Below are 18945 nucleotides of genomic sequence, written 5' to 3' on the forward strand. Positions count from 1 at the left end.
TTTTTTTGATTGGCCATACGGATTGATAGGTAGACGTGAATGCTGCTCGTCGATTAACTCTTTTTCAGGCATACCGAAAACGGCTGCAGTGGAGGAAAAAACCAGTTTGTTATGTTGAGTAGCCACCATGGCATCCAGTAAATTCAATGTGCCAGCCACATTATTTCGGTAATATAGTGCAGGTTTTTCCACTGATTCGCCCACCAGCGATTTAGCACAAAAATGCATAATCAAATCGAAAGGGCCTTCTTCCTGTAATATTTTGATTAATGTATCAGGCTCCAGAATGTCAGCTTCGATAAAGCGGCTCCAGCGAACCGCTTCTCGATGACCGGTGCTCAAGTTATCGACCACCACACTTTGATGATTCAGTAAAGCTAACGCTTTACAAATATGTGATCCGATGTAACCCGCACCGCCGAGTACTAAAACTTTCATTTTTATTCCTTGATCCACAAAAATGATTGAAATTTACCTGAGCAAATTTCATGGTCATCTTTGACCTGAATGGAGATGAAGAAGCGTATTGAACGACACTAAATAGTCATGATTAACGTTTACAATATAACAGTCCAACGGTGACTCATCTAGATAGTTTGTCTATGCAGTTGTTGAACTTCACAGGCAATTACTTTAGCTTAACGTCATCACTTTTTTCCACAACAGTTTCATAAGGATCTCGTCGATGGCTGTAAAAAGTCTCATTAGAAAATGTTTATTCCCGGCTGCCGGTTATGGCACACGTTTTTTGCCAGCCACTAAAGCCATGCCTAAAGAAATGTTGCCCATTGTGAGTAAGCCGTTGATTCAATACGGTGTTGAAGAAGCCATGGAGGCAGGTATTACCCAGGTTGGCTTTATTACCGGACGTGGCAAACGCGCGATTGCAGACCATTTTGACACCAGTTTTGAGCTGGAACATCAAATTAAAGGCACTCCCAAAGAAAAATTTCTGGACGACATTCGTTACCTGATGGATAACTGCGAATTTGTATTTATGCGCCAACGTGAAATGCTGGGGCTGGGTCATGCGATCCTCACCGGTGAACCAATGATTGGCAATGAACCATTTGCGGTCATTCTGGCGGATGATTTGTGTGCCAAACCTGCAGATGGTGGAGAACGTGCATTAAGTCAGTTAGTGGCTTTATACGAACGCTATCAGTGCAGTATTGTGGCGATTGAAGAAGTCCCTGCTGATGAAACCCATAGCTATGGTGTTATTTCTGGTGATGAAATCGCGCCCGGGATTTATCAAATCAAAGATATGGTGGAAAAACCTAAACCCGAAGAAGCGCCGAGTAATCTGGCGATCATTGGCCGCTATATCCTGACACCGGAAATTTTTGAATATTTACGTAAAACAAAGCCAGGCACCAATGGTGAAGTACAAATCACTGATGCCTTGCGCTTGATGGCCCAGGACCGTTTGGTTTTAGCCGTTAAATTTAAAGGTCGTCGTTTTGATTGCGGTAGTGTTGAAGGTTTTGTTGAAGCCACCAATTTCTATTACGAAACAGAACACCTGAATAAATCAGCGTAACGCAAACACATCCCCGTCATCACTGCTTATATAGAGTGTCCCATTATCAACAAATGGTGAAGCAAATATGGCCCAACCTGAATCAAAACGCCATGTTTGCTCACCGTTGTTTATATTAACTGCGTGTAAATAACCATCCATTGAGCCAATAAACACCTGCTCTCCGGCAATTGCAGGCGATGACAGAACAACGGCTTGAGCATCAAATTGCCAAAAGGGTTCACCACTTTCCTTGTTCATGGAAAAAACCCGACCATCGGTCGCCGCAAAAATGATTTGCTGGTTTTTCAAAGCAGGCGAGGCAAATAGTCTAGAACCCGACTCGAAAGTCCAGACAGGTTGACCCGTTTCCAGATCAACAGCAAACAACACCCCGGCGTCGTTACCTACATAAAGCATATTATCGTCTGCAGAAATCACGGGAGAAGCGTCTATCGCTGCGCCAGTATCCAAGGTCCACACGACATCGCCTTCGGTGGTAACCGCATATAACGAACCATCATCACTGCCGAAATATAATCGGTCATCTTTGATTGCAGCAGAGGAATCTACATGGCCTTGTGTTTTTAACCGCCACCTCAGGTGACCACTGTGCCGATCTATGGCGTAAAAATAGCTATCCAGACTGCCAATATAAACGGTGTCGTCTACGATCAATGGTGAGGCAAAGACTTTATCTTGTGTTTCAAAGGCCCATAAAAAGCTGCCGGTAAACTTGTTCAATGCATAGATATTATTATCATCACTGCCAAATATCAGTTGTTCTTCTGCTACCGACGGTGTTGAAAAAACACCTGCCTGAGTGGTAAATCGCCATTCTTCTTTGCCGGTATTGTTATTCAGTGCCAACATCAAGCCATCAAAGCGTCCTGAAAAAACCAGATCACCACTTCGTATTGGAGATGATGAAGCCCCGGCTTCGGCATGATAACGCCAGAGTATTTCTGGCTTCTTTGTTGGGCCAGTGGTGAGAAAATCGCCACTACGTTGTAAATCAGATCGAAACATGGCGGCCGATTCGGTTTCGGTCTTCTCGGAGCATGCCGTGATGGATGCCACACAAACGAGAAAAAACAGTGATAACGCGATTCTATGAAGGTGACGAGTTCATTGTTTAACAAGTACTTAAATTAAAATAAGTCGTGCATCGCTTTTAAAGGTAAAGCCACCGTTTTATTGATAAAAGCATTTACCGAATAAAAGCGTTTCGTTCTAAATCATCGGAATATATGATTTTAATCATACCCTATGTAGGTGTTTTTTTAACTTATTTCAATGAGTCAGCAAGGACTTAATTTTATTCTGATAAAAAGCCGGAGCCCTCGGGATAGGCGGTATAGTCATTCACCTCCAGGATACGTTTTTTGATGTCATCTTTGTCTGCAGTGAAGATATACGGTGCCAAATCACGTAACCGGCCCTGTATATAAGGTGAGACATCCGCGCCCTGCAAAAATAATTCCGTGCGCACCTCGCATATACGCATCATGCCCTCACGAAAACCCTGAATTTCGTCTGCAGGCCGACGATCCTCCCCGAGAGTCCATCCCCGACTCTGCCATTCCTGATAACAATCCTTACTCAAACTTTGTTCACTTTGGATGTCAGCCGCCATCACTGATGTGGAGAATACAAAAATACCTGCGGTGATTAGTCTTTTCATATCGGAACGCCTAGTTTTCGTAACGCAAAAAAACGTTCGACTGATCACCAGCTGGGAAAATTTCCTAATATTGATAACAAAATGCGCTGCCGAGGTGCAAAGCCGCATTTTTGTGGTGCGAAAAATCAAGCTCTGATCATGAAGAAAAATGTTAATTCTTTGTTTTTATTATATATATTTTTTTGGCATCGTTAATGCTATATCACTATTGTAGTTTTCTTCAGTGCATGTTCGTTCTCTCTCGCTGCGTGCTGAGCTTTGGGTAAACCTTCGGGTTTACCCTTTTTTTTTGCCTGGTTTCGGTAATGTTTCATTTATCCAAGATGAACTGTCGTGTATATCAGGTAAAATTTTCTCAACCAATCTCAATTTTTGAAAAAAATTCCCTTGTTTGTTTTTATTAAAAAGATTCCACGCGGCGATGTTTTCTCTACTTTCAATTCTTGTCTTTTAATCATTTTGACAAAGCGCTCGATTTATTCAGCTTCTGAATTACCTCGCTTCCGTCTGGGTTGATGGAATTTTCACTATACCGGTATGAAACTTGCGTCAGGCTGTTTCAATATCGATTGGAACAGGCAATGGTGATGGTCAATCCTTCTACAAACATTCAGAGTTTTCTGAGCACGCATCAGCTTTCGGCTAAATATGCCAAACAAATTGATGACTGGTTTATGGGCATCGCAGATGAATTAGTTTTGCACCAAAAAAGAGCAAAACGCCCCATAATCATCGGCATCCATGGTGCGCAAGGCTCTGGTAAAAGTACCTTAGCGGAATGTCTAGTTCATTTACTCATCACTCAGCATCATCAATCCGCCATTGCCCTTTCTCTGGATGATTTTTATCTTACCCATCAACAAAGAATTGATTTAGCCCACACGATTCATCCCTTACTGGCTACCCGAGGCGCACCGGGAACGCACGATATCGAATTAGCCTTGTCCACCGTTGATAAATTACTTTCTGAACGTAAGAACATCGCGATTCCCCGGTTTGATAAAGCACATGATGATCGCTACCCCGTAGAACAATGGCCAGTGCTGAAACGCGCACCTAAATTTATTGTTCTGGAAGGTTGGTGCATGGGGGCTTGTCCACAACCTGAAGCGGTACTGAAAACGCCTCTGAATGCATTGGAACAAAGTGAAGATCCCGATGCCAACTGGCGACGGTTCGTGAATCAAAAACTCGAATATGACTATCCTGCCCTTTTTCAACGCGTTGATAGCTGGATTATGCTCAAGGCGCCAAGCTTTGATTGTGTCTATGATTGGCGGTTGGAACAGGAAGAAAAGTTGCAGCAATCGGCAACTTCAACCAATAACAAAATTATGAGTGCGGATGATATTGCACGATTTATTCAACACTATCAGCGTGTCACTCAACACTGTCTCGAAACGCTGCCGGAGCAAATGGATTATGTCCTTGAACTCAATATGGAAAGAGATATCGTGGCATTAAAACGTCCCAAACAATCAACGCCAGCAGCTACATGCCCCAAAACCTCCCTGCTGGTGTTTACCGATCTGGATGGCAGCTTGCTGGATCACCATAGCTATCGCCACGATGATGCCGATCCGGTGCTGGCAAAATTAAAGCAGCTGCAAATTCCACTGATCCCTGTTAGCAGTAAAACCCAGTCTGAAATCGAACAAATAAGTGAATCACTCGCCAATCCCCATCCTTTCATTTGTGAAAATGGTGCCGCTGTGTTCATTCCCGTGAATTATTTTCCAAACCAACCAGAAGACACTAAAACCAGCGGTAATTACTGGATTAAAGAATTTGTGCAACCTCGTGCTCATTGGCAGTCGGTTATTAAGTCGGTTAAACCGCTATTCAACGACGATTTCACGACATTTGCCCAAGCTGGCATTGACGGCATTATCGCGATGACCGGTTTGGATGTACATGCCGCAGCACGCGCCGCTCGCAGACAATATGGTGAAGCATTGGCGTGGCACGGTAATCCGGGCAAACAAAAACAATTTATTGAAGAAATCCGCAAACGCGGTGCACAAGTGTTGATCGGTGGCCGCTTTTTACATGTCTCGGGTCAATGTGATAAAGGACGGGCAATCCAGTGGCTGAAACAAGTGTATGAAAACTTTTGCCCCGATAAACGTTTCATCAGCCTGGCGATTGGCGATAGCCAGAATGATGTGGCCATGCTGGAAAAAGCTGATATGGCTTTACTTATTCCTTCCCCGGTTAATGCATTTCCAATATTAAAACGCCATCATGATGTCATGAAAGCCACACACTGTGGCCCTCGTGGATGGGCAGAAGGCGTTCAACAGGTTTTACAACAGCTCCACCTCAACACTGCGATTATGCATTAAAACAGAGGGCTCCCATGGCAGACTTTCATCAAAATGGCATTATCACCACCTTACATAATCTGACGCACCGTCATCTGGCCGATTTAGAACAGGATCTGCTGCAATTCAGCCAGCAACGCCCAATGGGCTTATTGTTGCCTTCATTGTTTTCAGAACTGCAGGGTGAAGCGCTTTCAGCCATTGTTCAACAATTGAAAACGGTGCCGTACTTATCAGAGATTGTCATCGGCCTGGACAGAGCCAATGCTGACGAATTCAAACATGCTTTACATTTTTTCAATGAGCTGCCGCAACATCACCGGATCATGTGGCATGACGGACCACGGTTAAGCGCTATAGACGCTGAGTTACAAGCTCTGAATCTGGCACCACAACAAGCAGGTAAAGGCCGGAATGTCTGGTATTGCATGGGATATATTTTGGCCTCAGGCAAAGCGGAATCTATTGCTTTACATGATTGTGACATCGTGACCTATAACACTGAACTCCTGGCCCGCTTAATTTATCCAGTGGCTAACCCGATGTTTAACTATGAATTCTGCAAGGGATATTACGCACGGGTCTCGGGAGGAAAACTGAATGGCCGGGTAAATCGATTATTAATTACTCCCCTGCTCAGAGCACTCAAAGCAGTTATGGGACCGAGTGATTATCTCGATTATATGGACAGTTTCCGCTATTCGTTAGCGGGAGAGTTTTCATTTCGCCGTGATGTATTGAGTGATATCCGGATTCCCAGTGACTGGGGCTTGGAAATCGGTGTGTTGTCTGAAATGCATCGCAACTATGCCAATAATCGCTTATGTCAGGTGGATATTGCAGATATTTACGATCATAAACATCAGGATTTATCATCGGATGATCAGCAAGGTGGTCTGTCCAAAATGTCGATTGATATTGCCAAGGCATTATTCCGTAAGCTGGCGACCAAAGGCACCGTATTCAGTCCTGAGCATTTCCGCAGCATTAAAGCTACTTATTACCGGATTGCCTTGGACTTTGTCGAAACCTATCGTAATGATGCTGAGATGAATGGCCTAAAATTCGACATTCATCAGGAGGAGGCTTCGGTTGAAATGTTTGCCCGAAACATCATGGACGCTGGACAGATTTTTCTTGAAAACCCGATGGAGACGCCTTTTATTCCAAGCTGGAATCGTGTTCAAAGTGCTTTGCCCGATATTTTTGAACGCATTTATCAGGCAGTAGAAGACGATTATCAGGAATTTTCGCCGTAAAGGGTAACCATGACCAAAACATCTGATCGCCCGGCTGTCTTATATAATGTGCTCTATCACCTCACTACGGTCTATGGTGAGTTTCACGATTCTCAAACACTTACACAACTGGCGAATGAACTATTAGCCATTATGCAGGTCAGTCCCGAAGCACAATCGCCCCAACCACATCAAAATAAATGGCATGCGAATGATATTGCCATGATCACCTACGGCAACAGTGTGTTGAAAAATGACGAGTTACCCTTACAAACTTTGAAACGCTTTTTAGATGATTATTTTGCTGATTGCATCAATACAGTGCATATCCTGCCCTTTTTCCCCTACTGCAGTGACGATGGGTTTGCGGTAAAAGATTTTTTTCAAGTCAATCCAGAATTAGGTGACTGGTCAGATATTAATGCCATAGCAAAGGATTATCGCCTGATGGCAGATCTGGTGATTAACCATGGTTCCAGTAGCAGCCAATGGTTTCAGAATTTTATTGCAGGTGAAGGCGAAGGCCATGATTATTTTTATACCTGTGAATCTGACACGCCGGTTTCACTGGTCGTACGCCCTCGAGTAAACCCGTTGTTGCGTGAGACAGAAACCGTTCATGGCATCAAACATGTTTGGTGTACCTTCAGTCATGAACAAGTAGATTTTGATTTTCGTAATACCGAAGTCCTGAAAACATTTGTACGGATTATCCGCTTTTATCTTGATCAAGGTGTACGCCTGTTTCGTCTGGATGCGGTGGCATTTCTCTGGAAACAAGCAGGTACAAGTTGCCTGAACTTGCCCCAGACGCATGAATTAGTTCGTACATTACGCTTATTGATTGAACAGGCGCAAAGCGATGCGGTGATCATTACCGAGACCAATATCCCCAACCGGGAAAACCTCAGTTATTTTGGCAACGCCAATGAAGCGCATTGGATATATAACTTCTCCTTACCCCCCCTGCTGCTCAATACCTTCATCAGTGGAAACTGCCAGTATTTACGTCAGTGGCTGATGAGTATGCCGCCAGCTCAAAATGGCACCGCATATTTTAATTTTATTGCTTCACATGATGGCATTGGCCTGAGACCTGCTGAAGGATTGCTCACTGACAGCGAAATTGCTGCGCTGATTTCAACTATGCAGGGTTTTGGCGGAGAAATTTCCTGGCGCGCCGCTGAAAACAATATTAAAAAACCCTATGAGATTAATATCTCGCTATACGATGCGTTACAAGGCACGGTAAAAGGGCCCGATCAATGGCATCACGCACGGTTTATCTGTGCACATGGCATCATGCTGGCGCTGGAAGGCATCCCCGGGATTTATATCCATAGCCTGCTGGCCACGGGAAATGATTATCAACGACTTGCACAACACCAGCACAACCGGGCAATTAACCGCCATCAATGGGATGATAACGCCATTCGGGCCGCATTAACCCATTCTGCCAATAATCATTCGATGATTTATCGTAAACTGACGGAATTGATTAAACTTCGTATGCAACAACCGGCCTTTCATCCCAATGCAACACAATATACGCTGCAACTTGGGGACAGCTTGTTTGGCTTCTGGCGACAAAGTATAGACCGACGGCAGAGCATATTCTGTATATTTAATATCAGTGATCAACTGCAAAACGTTCGAATTGCCGATCTTAATCTGGTGGCAACTGATGATTGGCATGATCTTATCAGTGGCGATGCCATAGACTCCTGGCAAAGTGATGTTCAGCTTTCTCCCTATCAATGCCTCTGGCTGAGTAATCGCTAATTTCCATCTATTTAAAGTTAAGGACTCCTTCATGACTGAACAAGCAACTATTCGCAAATGTCTCTTCCCTGTTGCCGGCTATGGCACACGTTTTCTGCCAGCGACTAAAGCCATGCCAAAAGAAATGTTGCCTATTGTGGATAAACCCTTGATTCAATATGGCGTAGAAGAAGCTATGGAAGCAGGTCTGCATAGTATGGGATTTATTACCGGCCGAGGTAAAAGAGCCATCGCCGATCATTTTGATACCAGTTTCGAACTGGAGCAGCAGATCAAAGGCACCAGCAAAGAATCTCATCTCACTGATATCCGTAATGTTATGGATACCTGTGATTTTATCTTTATGCGCCAACGCGCCATGTTGGGGTTAGGCCATGCCATCCTGACTGGTGAACCGATTATTGGTAATGAAGCGTTTGCGGTATTACTGGCAGATGACTTATGTGCCTCACCCGAAGACGGAGGTCAACGCGCCCTGGGACAATTGGTTGAACTTTATAAAAAACATCAATGCACTATTGTGGCTATTGAAGAAGTTCCAGCCGATGCTACCGGAAGTTACGGGATTATTTCTGGTGAAGAGATTGAACCGAATATTTATCGTATTCACGACATGGTTGAAAAACCAAAGCCCGAGGATGCCCCCAGCAATCTGGCAATTATCGGTCGTTATGTTTTAACACCCGATATCTTTGATTATTTACGCAACACTCCGCCTGGTGCCAACGGCGAAGTACAGATTACCGATGCAATCCGTACCATGGCGCAGGAAAAACCTGTGCTTGCCGTCAAATTTAAAGGACACCGTTTTGATTGTGGCAGTATTGCGGGATATGTTGAAGCCACCAACTATTACTTCAAAAAGCAATATGGTTAAAGTCCATGAACCTCGCTTCTCCCGGATCGAAGCCCTACCGGGATACATTATGGATAGGTGCGTAACTGTCCGACTACAACGCCTTGAATACTGAGGCGTTTTGCATCCAACGTCACCGGTTCAAAGGCGTCATTTGCCGGCATTAAGGTAATGGTGCCATCCTGATTAACCAACATGGTTTTGAGGGTGGCATCATAGCCATCTACCAGTGCCACTATCATGTCACCATGTTTAGCCTGTCTGGTTGACTCGACCACGACATAATCCCCTGACATGATGCCTTTACCAATCATTGACTCACCACTGATCTTAAGTACATAGCGGCCTTTGCCTTTAAACATCATTCCCAGATCAATTTCGGACTCGTCCGGCACGGCTTCAATTAATCTGCCTGCAGCAATTTTCCCCATCATCGGGAAAATTAAAGACTGATCGGGCTTCGCATTATCATTCAACTGTAAGCCACGTGTTCTGCCAGTCAGCCGCTCCAGATAACCGCCATCAATCAAAGCCTGAATATATCGGTGTGTTGTCCCTTGTGATGCGATTCCCAACCCTTCCGCGATTTCTGTGACCAAAGGCGCTTCACCATTTTTTTCTATGTAATGACGAATGAAGTTGAGCGTGTCTTGTTGTCTTTTTGTTAGCATGAATACTCACCCATATGAGAATATAACGAGAAGAGAAAATATAGAGAAATTCCTCCACAGATACAAGAGAAATTTCAATTTTTTTGTTCAGAATCTCGGTATATTTTTTATTATCAAGATAAAGCGAGTCTCGTTTTGCTGTTCAGGCAGTGATTGATGGTGCTGCTAATTTTCTGTCAGTACTGAATGCTAAGCATGCCAAAAGCCCACACCTCATTGAAAACATTGCAAAACACTTTTTTTAGACTGGTATAATCCATTTGCAGCTGGTATCTTTAGCGGCTAAAAATGAATCACACATGAGGTAAATATGTTCAAAAAGATTGATGAATTTTTGATGCAAAAATTCCCGCATATCATCTTACTGTTCACCGTTTTTTGGTTGGGCCTGGTCGCTATCGGCTGGTATTTGGCTTAAACCCTGTAGTTGTTAAGACTCGCGAAACAGTGTCGAAAAACACTGAAATGATTTGATCCAGATCAATGAATTCTGATAGTGGCAGCATGATAATTGATAACGGAAAAACGCTTTATTTCACCGTTATTATGGAGATGTACCATGCACAAACTAGAAGAATGGCTGATGGAACATTTTATTGAATTTATAGTGGCAGTGTCGGTGGCTTGTATCGGACTGGTGGCTTTTGGTTTATTCATGGCTTGAAGCAAATTGGAGATATTTAACAAAGGTCAGCAATCGGAATTAAATAGCCTATTTATTTCTTAAATCCTGCATTAGCCTTGGCGTCCCATCTTGATCTGTTCGGGTATTCTTTTACGAAAGATTGTTATGGGACGCTACCCTTTCTCCCTCGAGAGCTTCAGCAGCTCGGTATTTTTAACTTTTGTTACATATGCTAATCAACAATTATTACCTTCACCTGTAGTAATATTTATACCGTCTTTAACCGTCCTCTTACAAAAAACCGATAGTTCATCATCTCGGCGCAATACGTATGCCAGATATATCTTTGCTGACCACATTCAGCAATTTTCACTTCGTGATTCCCCGTTTAAATTATTCAAATCCTTTTGTTCAACAAGAGAAGTAATAAACTCAACAAATTACGATATAATGACGAACCAAATTGGTTTACTGAATTTAATTTCCAAACTATCTTTTGAATCCTGAACTTTTTGTTGAACAATACACCTCTTTCTGAACACTATTAATATATGAGCGATCTAATCGAAAATAATAATCAACCTATCAGAAATGTATTTTTCGTATCAGATCGTACAGGCCTGACCGCAGAATCATACGGGAAATGTCTATTAGCGCAATTTCCGGATATTGAATTTGAAACAATTACGCTGGCTTTTGTAGATACCAAAGAAAAAGCAGAAGATGCTCGGGAACAAATTAATTCTTTATGCACTGAATCTGACTTACCCCCTTTGGTTTTCAGTACTTTAGTGAATAATGAAGCTCAACAGATCATTGAAGACTGTGATGGTTTTGTCATTAGTTTGTTTCATCACTTTATCGGTTCAATGGAAACTTTTCTTGGCGTTGAATCTTCGCAAAAATTGGGCGTCTCCCGTATTTCCATCAGTGATACCACTTATCAAAAACGTTTGGATGCCATTGATTATGCGCTGACGCATGATGATGGTATTCGTCCCGACCAATACGAAGAAGCAGATGTTATTTTGGTCGGGGTTTCACGTTGTGGTAAGACGCCAACCAGCTTATATTTGGCAATGAACTTCTCTCTAAAAGTGGCTAACTATCCGTTGACCGTGGAGGATTTGGAAGCCGAAGAGCTACCGGAATATCTTAAAATACATAAGCATAAGCTTGCTGGTTTAACGATTAAACCGGTTCCTCTGAGCCGTATTCGTCGTCAGCGCCGACCTGACAGTAATTATTCCTCTTTGGAAATATGTCAGGCAGAATTAGATAAAGCCATGATCATGTTTGAAAAAATAGATATCCCTGTTTTTGATACGACGAATACTTCTATTGAAGAAATATCTAGCCGTGTTGTTCGCACATTGGGGCTTGCGCGTGAGCGCATCCGCGAATCAACCATTACATTTAATAAAACTAAAACTTTAAGGTAGGTGTCATGACCGAATATGTAATTCCACTCGATAAGTTGTGCATGAATGATGTCGGCAGAGTTGGCGGAAAAAATGCTTCTTTAGGCGAAATGTTGCAGAACTTAGCCCCTTTGGGTGTAGCCGTTCCAAGCGGTTTTGCAACTACCGCTGATGCTTATAGAGAATTTTTAAAGCATGACGGACTTCAAGACCAGATAAACGATTTATTGCGTGATCTGGATGTGGACAACGTTGTTGAGCTGCAAAAAGCGGGTAAAACTATCCGTGAGTGGATCATGACCATTCCTTATCCCGAAAAAATGGAAGCGGCTATTGATGAGGCTTATGAAAAACTAGTTCAGGAATACGGCTCTTCAACCAGCTGGGCTGTTCGCTCATCCGCCACCGCGGAAGATTTACCTGATGCCTCATTTGCCGGACAACAAGAAACCTTCCTCAATGTTTCCGGTTTAGACAATATCAAGTTTGCCATCAGAGAAGTTTTTGCATCTCTGTTTAATGACCGGGCCATTGCCTATCGCGATCATCAAGGTTTTGAACACAGCGAAGTCGCATTGTCTGCCGGCATTCAAAAAATGGTGCGCTCTGATATCGCCTCTGCTGGCGTCGCATTCACCTTGGATACAGAAAGTGGTTTCCGTGATGTTGTGTTTATCACCGGCAGCTATGGTCTGGGTGAAATGGTTGTACAAGGTGCGGTCAACCCTGATGAGTTTTATGTTCATAAGACAACCTTAACGGCTGAACGCCCGGCAGTGCTGCGCAGAACGCTTGGTCAGAAAGCACTCAAAATGATTTATTCCGGTGATGATAAATCACCCGTGAAAACCGTGGATGTCGATCCTGAGGAACGGTTACATTTTTGTTTGAATGACGAAGAAATCGAATCCTTAGCCCGGATGGCGATGGTGATTGAAAAACATTACCAACGACCTATGGATATCGAATGGGCTAAAGATGGTAATGATGGTCAGATTTACATTGTTCAGGCTCGACCAGAAACGGTTGAAAGCCGCAGTGTCAATGTGACAGAGCAGTTCATCTTAAAAGACAAAGGTGAATTACTCGCCAGAGGTCGTGCTATCGGCAGAAAAATTGGTCGTGGCCGGGTTCGGATTCTGAACAGCCTGGATCAAATGGACCAATTTGAAGCGGGTGATGTGTTATTAACGGACATGACCGACCCCGATTGGGAACCGATCATGAAAAAAGCTGCAGCGATTATTACCAATCGTGGCGGCCGTACTTGCCATGCCGCTATTATTGCGCGTGAATTAGGTATTCCAGCCGTTGTGGGTTGTGGCGATGCCACCGAAAAAGTTGCTGAAGGCGCTAACGCCACCGTGTCCTGTGCTGAAGGTGACGAAGGGTATATCTATCAGGGACTGCTGGAATTTGAACATCGTATTCAGTCTTTGGATGAGATGCCTAAACTTCCCGTTAAAATCATGATGAATGTGGGTAATCCAGACCGGGCCATGAGTTTCTCACAACTGCCAAATGATGGCGTTGGCTTGGCCCGCTTGGAATTCATCATCAATAACACCATCGGTATTCACCCTAAGGCCTTAATGGCCGCAGATAAAATGGATGCCGAAGTACAACAGATTATCAAGGAAAGAACCACTGCTTACGGTGATCCGGTTGAGTTTTATATCAGTCGTATCACAGAAGGTGTTTCAACTATCGCTGCAGCTTTCCACCCTGCCAAAGTGATTGTGCGTATGTCCGATTTTAAATCGAATGAATATGGCAATCTGATTGGCGGTGCGGAATTTGAGCCTCACGAAGAAAATCCAATGATCGGTTTCCGCGGTGCGGCACGTTACAGCTCACCCGAGTTTGAAGCTTGCTTTGAATTGGAATGTGAAGCGATTAAACGTGTGCGCGATGTCATGGGATTGACCAACGTCGAAATCATGATTCCATTTGTTCGCACGTTAACTGAAGCTGAAGCCGTTATTAAGATTCTGAAAAAGAACGGCCTGGAGCGCGGTAAAAATGGTCTGCGCGTCATTATGATGTGTGAATTGCCATCAAATGCCGTGCTTGCAGATCAGTTTTTAGAATTTTTTGATGGTTTTTCCATCGGTTCTAATGACATGACTCAGCTGACATTAGGATTAGACCGCGACTCTGCACAAATTGCCAAAGCATTTGATGAGCGTGATCCAGCCGTTCTGGCGATGTTAGATATGGCGATTAACGCATGCCATAAAGCCGATAAATATATTGGTATTTGTGGTCAAGGTCCTTCTGACCACCCCGATTTGGCAGAATGGTTACTGGAGCGTGGCATCACCAGTATTTCATTAAACCCGGATACAGTTGTCAGTACTTGGCAGGCATTGGCCAAGCACTAAACGCTGATACCCCGTTTGAACGTTCAATTTCATTAGACGAGCTGGAAATCAACTCGTTGGTGAAATTGAACGCTCATTCTAGCAATAGCTCTACTTCAGCTTGAGCATGGCTCACACCATTGATTAACAGTTCAATGGTGTGGCTGCCATTGTAATAACGTCTTGTTGTCAGGCTTAAGAAGCCATGCGATTTACTCAGAGAAATCTCCCTCCCTCTCTCCAGCTCAACACTCTTCCACTTAAACACCTTGGCTGTAGCTTTACCGTTGGCTTTCATATGCCAGACCCGATAATCCACCACAAATGTTTGTGGTTGTGATGCCATCGAAACGAGTGTTGCCTCAATCCCTACGCTTTGTCCTAAGATGATCTGCTGCTGATTAAGGGAAAGCTCAACCTTTACTGCCGGATTTTCACTGTAGCCTAATAATGGAAATACAGCCGGCTCACCCGCCTTAATCAGACTGCGCAGTCCATGACGTATTATCCAGCGACGTTGTGGGGTTGCCTCATTTAGCCATTCACGGCAGAGCTCTATGACTCGCTCAGGATGATCTTTACTAATATCATTTAAATTATTGGCGACTGATTTTTGAACATATTGACTGTTGTCATCTTTTAACTGCGTGAGTAAGTCAAATATGGGCTGCGGATCGCGTTGTAAGGCTTTTAAATAACCGCCCCATGGTAACCGTGGCCGAATTCCTTCTGACGCCAGGCGTCTGACATGTTCATCAGGATCATGACACCATTGCATCAAATGGCGATAAGTCAGCTCAAAATGGACTTCAATATAGGGTCTGATAGCAAACTCTGCGGTAAACAAAGATGTTAGATGTTTTAACAAATCCAGGGCTACCTCTGGTTGTTGTAACCCTTGCTTGCCAGCATAGTCAATTAACGGCCATGCCATAAAACTATGCCATCCGTTATTATCCTGCTTATCGGGCCAGTTATCGGCGAGCAGCTTCAACCAATTGGCATTCTGCGCATAATCATTCACCAAAAAGGTGGCTAACCCCTGACTAATATGCTCAACACGCGTCTTCAGCGGCATATCATGCAAACGCTGCGTCGTCGCTTGGATAAAATCCTCAGCAGGGAATGCTGGTTGATGTTGCTTGATTAATTCAGCCAACAGCCGGATATTTTGCGGGTTGATATGATCTTTTAATAGGGGTGCTGAATTGGATTCGGCTGACGCTTCTGAACTGACCATCTGTCTTTCTCACTTTTGCCAGACATAAAAAAACCGTGGCTCGAAAGCCACGGTTTTTTATTGTACGGTATTGCGAGAGAATTAAGCTTGTGCTTTTGCTCTTCTACGCATTGCCATAAAGCCCATCAGACCAGAACCGAACAACCATACTGCTGCAGGTAATGGTACTTCAGAAGGCATAGAAGTGAACTGACCAAGCAATTTAACAGTTTTGTTTTTACCTTCTTTCAAAAAGATTTCATCAATTAGTTCGATACCATCTTTGCCGTGAACACCAAAACCAGTTAATTCAAAGTAATAATCAGTGCCTGCATAGCTTAAAAACTTAGTTGGTACTGAGCTTAAAAACGTTGTTGTATCACCAGTTGGGTTAACAACATTGTCCAATGAAAAGCCGTATGTGAATGTTTCAGAAAACGCTGATGGTGAAGTGAAATTCAGTGTTAACGATAAATCAACGCCTTCAGCCTGTGTACCTGAAACAATTTTACCGTTGTAAAAATTTAAGTAACCAGCAATAAAGGTTTGATCTACGTTTGCATTGAAACCTGTACCGCTCATTTCTAGTTTGCTTGGATCATTATATTGAGCGACTGGTTGAAAACAAAACCAACCACAACTCTGCCATGAAGTATGACTGTATGTTCCCTCGCCCCAAGTAAATTCATTTGTGCCAACACCAGTAGTGACCATACCAGACGGACCAGTAGGATTTTCGAAGGTTCCTGATGTACTGCCTTGGAATGTAGCAGCACTAGCCGATACAGAAGCGACTAACAGTGAAGCAAAAAGTAGCAAATTTTTCATAAAATTTCCTTTTTAGAAAAAAGCAACCCGGCTATCTTATTAGGAAGACCCGTGGCTTTCCGTCTCTTGGCTCACACCAAGGTTGGCACTCAGTTAATTAATATTGTTCCGGTTATCTACTGGAGCAATGGTGCCTATCTTAGAGGAAAAAATTCTAAAAACTATTGTACCTTGGTACTAGAGTTTAACTTTTTTAAAATAATGACTTATTTCTTATTTGCTTCACTTAAATAATGCCATATTGAATGCTTTTTTAGTTTGTTTATCACCCCAACTTTCGTCTGATATAAATTGTTTAGACTCAAGCATTATTACCCTTAACGTCATTAAAAAATCGATATAAAACTTGATTGTTTTTTATCTCAAGTCAGCACATTAAGCATGAGTCATATCGCATTTATTTTTTAAATAAAGCAATTGATTCAACATGGCTGGTATGTGGAAACATATCCATAATGCCCGTTTGAACCAGTGTGTAACCATATTCATTCACCAGTTCACCCGCATCACGAGCCAGCGTTGCCGGATTACAGGACACATAGACGATGGTTTCAGCCCCCAGATCGGCAATTTGCCCCAGTACTTCAAAGGCGCCACTCCGTGGAGGGTCCAATAATACTTTGGTAAAACCGGCCTGGGCCCACGGATAATCTTTTAACTGAGTGACCGTCAAATCTGCCAGTTCAAATTCTGCATTTGTCAGATCATTAATGGCAGCATTGCGTTGAGCATGTGCAACCAATGATTTATCGCCTTCAACACCAATCACGCTGTTGACTCGCTTGGCCAATGGCAGCGTAAAGTTACCTAAGCCACAAAAAAGATCCAGTACACGGTCTGATTCTTGTAAATCCAATAGCTCAATGGCTTTGGTAATCATTTTATGATTAATCCCGGCATTGACCTGAGTAAAATCTCCCGGGGCAAACTCCAGTCTCAGTCCCTCCTCAGGCGCATAATGCAGTTGAGGATCTTCCGGCCATAATGGCGTAACCGTATCCGGTCCGCCAGGTTGTTGATATATCCATAAATCGTTTTGCTGACCATAGTGAATCAGTTTTTGTTTATCTGTTTCACACAGTGGATCCATATTGCGAAATACCAGGGCTGTGTTGGCGTCATCCATCGCGACTTCAATCTGAGCGATACGGTTGTAGGCTTCCAACTCGGCAATCATTTTGCCAAGCTCTTCCAGACGTAATCCCACGCGAGGGTCCAGCACTTCACATTGGGTTAACTCAGCCAGATACGGAGAACCTTTTTCCCGAAATCCAACCAGTACTTTTTCTTTCTTGGTCACATAACGTACGCCCAGTCGTGCTTTACGTCTATATCCCCATAACGGTCCTGTTAAAGGTGGTAACCACTGCTCAGGGGTGAGTTGTCCAAAATGTGATAGCTGTTCTTTTAAGGTATCTTGTTTCAAGCTTAGCTGGGCTTCTGGCGACATGTGCATCAAACTGCAGCCACCACAAATGCCAAAATGCCGACATTTGGCTTCAACACGATCAGCAGAAGCATTTTCAACCGAGACGACTTTTGCTTCGTCATATTTTTTGTGCAATCGGGTATAGAGAAAAGAAACGTTTTCACCAGCCAAGGCACCATCAACAAAAACCGTTTTGCCTTCAATTCTGGCGATGCCACGACCATCATGGGAAAGACTCTCTATGACTGCCTGAACGGCTTCGGTTGGGAGTCGTTGTCTTTGATTTCGTCGTGCCATTTGTTCAAACCTATAAAGTGGATAGATAGTCATAAAAAAAGTCCGATCATGCCTCCAGCAGGGCAAAACCGGACTTTAACGTTTTCGTGGAATTATTTTTGCTGCCAGCTGCCGCCTTGTTGGTACCACCACCCTTTGGCGGCATTACTTATCCAGCGTCGAGCAAAGGTTTCCTGAATATCGGATTCCCATTCAGGATGACCATTGGCACGGGCAATTTCTGCATACAATGCTTTACGATCCTGATTTTCTTCTGCAATCAGGGTATTTACCGTATTACGATCTTTTAATGGCACAGCCGACGCTTCACGTAGCGTGATTAAACCGTCACTGGTTAATCCCACCGCACCGGTTTGGTAATAAGGATGTAACCGCTCATGGCGCTGTTTCATTTTGGCTTGCAGTGCATTAATTGATGGCGAGTTAATATTCAGATTCGCCTCGGCTTGCGCGGGAGAAACTAACCAGTTTAATACCTGCATCGCTATTGGCAGGTTTTGATTGAGCTGACTGGTTTCATCTGGTGTGGCTGGTTGGGCGGGAGCTTCATCCCGGCTCCAGACGTCCTCAATAATTCGGTCCGCTGCTTTTTCAGCCGCTGCAGCCGGGAAATAAATATTTATTGTCACGCAGGAAATCAACATCAAACCCGCTGTACTGCCCATTAACCATTTTAATAAACGCAT

At 43.6% G+C, this 18945-nt stretch carries 15 protein-coding genes and 1 riboswitch; of the genes, 7 read left to right on the plus strand and 8 right to left on the minus strand.

Annotated elements, in window-relative coordinates:
* Positions 1–438 (minus strand): NAD-dependent epimerase/dehydratase family protein (locus tag LGT40_RS04245; protein WP_226343165.1); only part of this gene is annotated, 438 nt, incomplete at its 3' end.
* Positions 439–685: 247 nt separating this feature from the next.
* Here LGT40_RS04245 and galU (LGT40_RS04250) point away from each other — a divergent pair.
* The gene (gene galU, locus LGT40_RS04250) at positions 686–1543 is read left to right on the plus strand and encodes a UTP--glucose-1-phosphate uridylyltransferase GalU (protein ID WP_226073840.1); all 858 of its coding nucleotides are present in this window, start codon (positions 686–688) and stop codon (positions 1541–1543) included.
* Here the strand turns inward: galU (LGT40_RS04250) and LGT40_RS04255 are convergent.
* On the minus strand, positions 1535–2551 hold the full coding sequence (locus tag LGT40_RS04255; protein ID WP_226073850.1) for a beta-alanine-activating enzyme beta-propeller domain-containing protein: 1017 nt from the start codon (positions 2549–2551) through the stop codon (positions 1535–1537). The genes galU (LGT40_RS04250) and LGT40_RS04255 overlap by 9 nt on opposite strands.
* Before the next feature lie 289 nt (positions 2552–2840).
* Positions 2841–3206, minus strand: coding sequence for a hypothetical protein (locus LGT40_RS04260; RefSeq protein ID WP_226073852.1), 366 nt, complete (start codon positions 3204–3206; stop codon positions 2841–2843).
* Between the two features lie 581 nt (positions 3207–3787).
* On the opposite strand from LGT40_RS04260, the gene LGT40_RS04265 reads away from it, so the two are divergent.
* The 4 genes from LGT40_RS04265 to galU (LGT40_RS04280) are packed head-to-tail and all read left to right on the plus strand — an operon-like array spanning position 3788 to position 9427.
* On the plus strand, positions 3788–5551 hold the full coding sequence (locus tag LGT40_RS04265) for an HAD-IIB family hydrolase (RefSeq protein WP_226073853.1): 1764 nt from the start codon (positions 3788–3790) through the stop codon (positions 5549–5551).
* Between the two features lie 14 nt (positions 5552–5565).
* Positions 5566–6789, plus strand: a complete 1224-nt coding sequence (locus LGT40_RS04270; protein WP_226073855.1) for a glycosyltransferase family protein — start codon at positions 5566–5568, stop codon at positions 6787–6789.
* A 9-nt stretch (positions 6790–6798) separates the two neighbouring features.
* Entirely contained in the window at positions 6799–8550 is a 1752-nt protein-coding gene (locus tag LGT40_RS04275; RefSeq protein WP_226073863.1) for a sugar phosphorylase, read from the plus strand.
* A 31-nt stretch (positions 8551–8581) separates the two neighbouring features.
* Complete coding sequence (galU, locus tag LGT40_RS04280; protein WP_226073865.1) at positions 8582–9427, plus strand: UTP--glucose-1-phosphate uridylyltransferase GalU; 846 nt, start codon at positions 8582–8584, stop codon at positions 9425–9427.
* 47 nt (positions 9428–9474) lie between these two features.
* Here the strand turns inward: galU (LGT40_RS04280) and lexA are convergent, their stop codons facing one another.
* Positions 9475–10077 carry a transcriptional repressor LexA gene (gene lexA, locus LGT40_RS04285; protein WP_226073867.1) on the minus strand — a complete coding sequence of 201 codons (603 nt, stop codon included), beginning with the start codon at positions 10075–10077 and terminating at the stop codon, positions 9475–9477.
* Between the two features lie 1176 nt (positions 10078–11253).
* Between lexA and LGT40_RS04290 the strand changes: the two genes are divergently transcribed.
* A complete protein-coding gene (locus LGT40_RS04290; RefSeq protein WP_226073869.1) occupies positions 11254–12144 on the plus strand; it encodes a pyruvate, water dikinase regulatory protein in 891 nt (296 codons plus the stop codon).
* 5 nt (positions 12145–12149) lie between these two features.
* Positions 12150–14507, plus strand: coding sequence for a phosphoenolpyruvate synthase (gene ppsA, locus LGT40_RS04295; protein ID WP_226073871.1), 2358 nt, complete (start codon positions 12150–12152; stop codon positions 14505–14507).
* Positions 14508–14580: 73 nt separating this feature from the next.
* On the opposite strand, the gene LGT40_RS04300 is transcribed toward ppsA, so the two are convergent.
* From LGT40_RS04300 to LGT40_RS04315, 4 genes are all read right to left on the minus strand, one after another.
* Positions 14581–15726 (minus strand): DNA alkylation repair protein, encoded by a 1146-nt coding sequence (locus LGT40_RS04300; RefSeq protein ID WP_226073873.1) that lies wholly within the window; start codon positions 15724–15726, stop codon positions 14581–14583.
* 81 nt (positions 15727–15807) lie between these two features.
* A complete protein-coding gene (locus tag LGT40_RS04305) occupies positions 15808–16533 on the minus strand; it encodes a choice-of-anchor K domain-containing protein (protein ID WP_226073875.1) in 726 nt (241 codons plus the stop codon).
* An 18-nt stretch (positions 16534–16551) separates the two neighbouring features.
* Positions 16552–16630: riboswitch (cyclic di-GMP riboswitch) on the minus strand.
* 300 nt (positions 16631–16930) lie between these two features.
* Positions 16931–18259, minus strand: coding sequence for a 23S rRNA (uracil(1939)-C(5))-methyltransferase RlmD (gene rlmD / locus LGT40_RS04310; RefSeq protein WP_226073883.1), 1329 nt, complete (start codon positions 18257–18259; stop codon positions 16931–16933).
* 92 nt (positions 18260–18351) lie between these two features.
* Positions 18352–18945, minus strand: coding sequence for a YdbL family probable chaperone protein (locus LGT40_RS04315; RefSeq protein WP_226073885.1), 594 nt, complete (start codon positions 18943–18945; stop codon positions 18352–18354).

The organism is Methylophaga pinxianii (assembly GCF_020447225.1).
Lineage (GTDB): Bacteria > Pseudomonadota > Gammaproteobacteria > Nitrosococcales > Methylophagaceae > Methylophaga > Methylophaga pinxianii.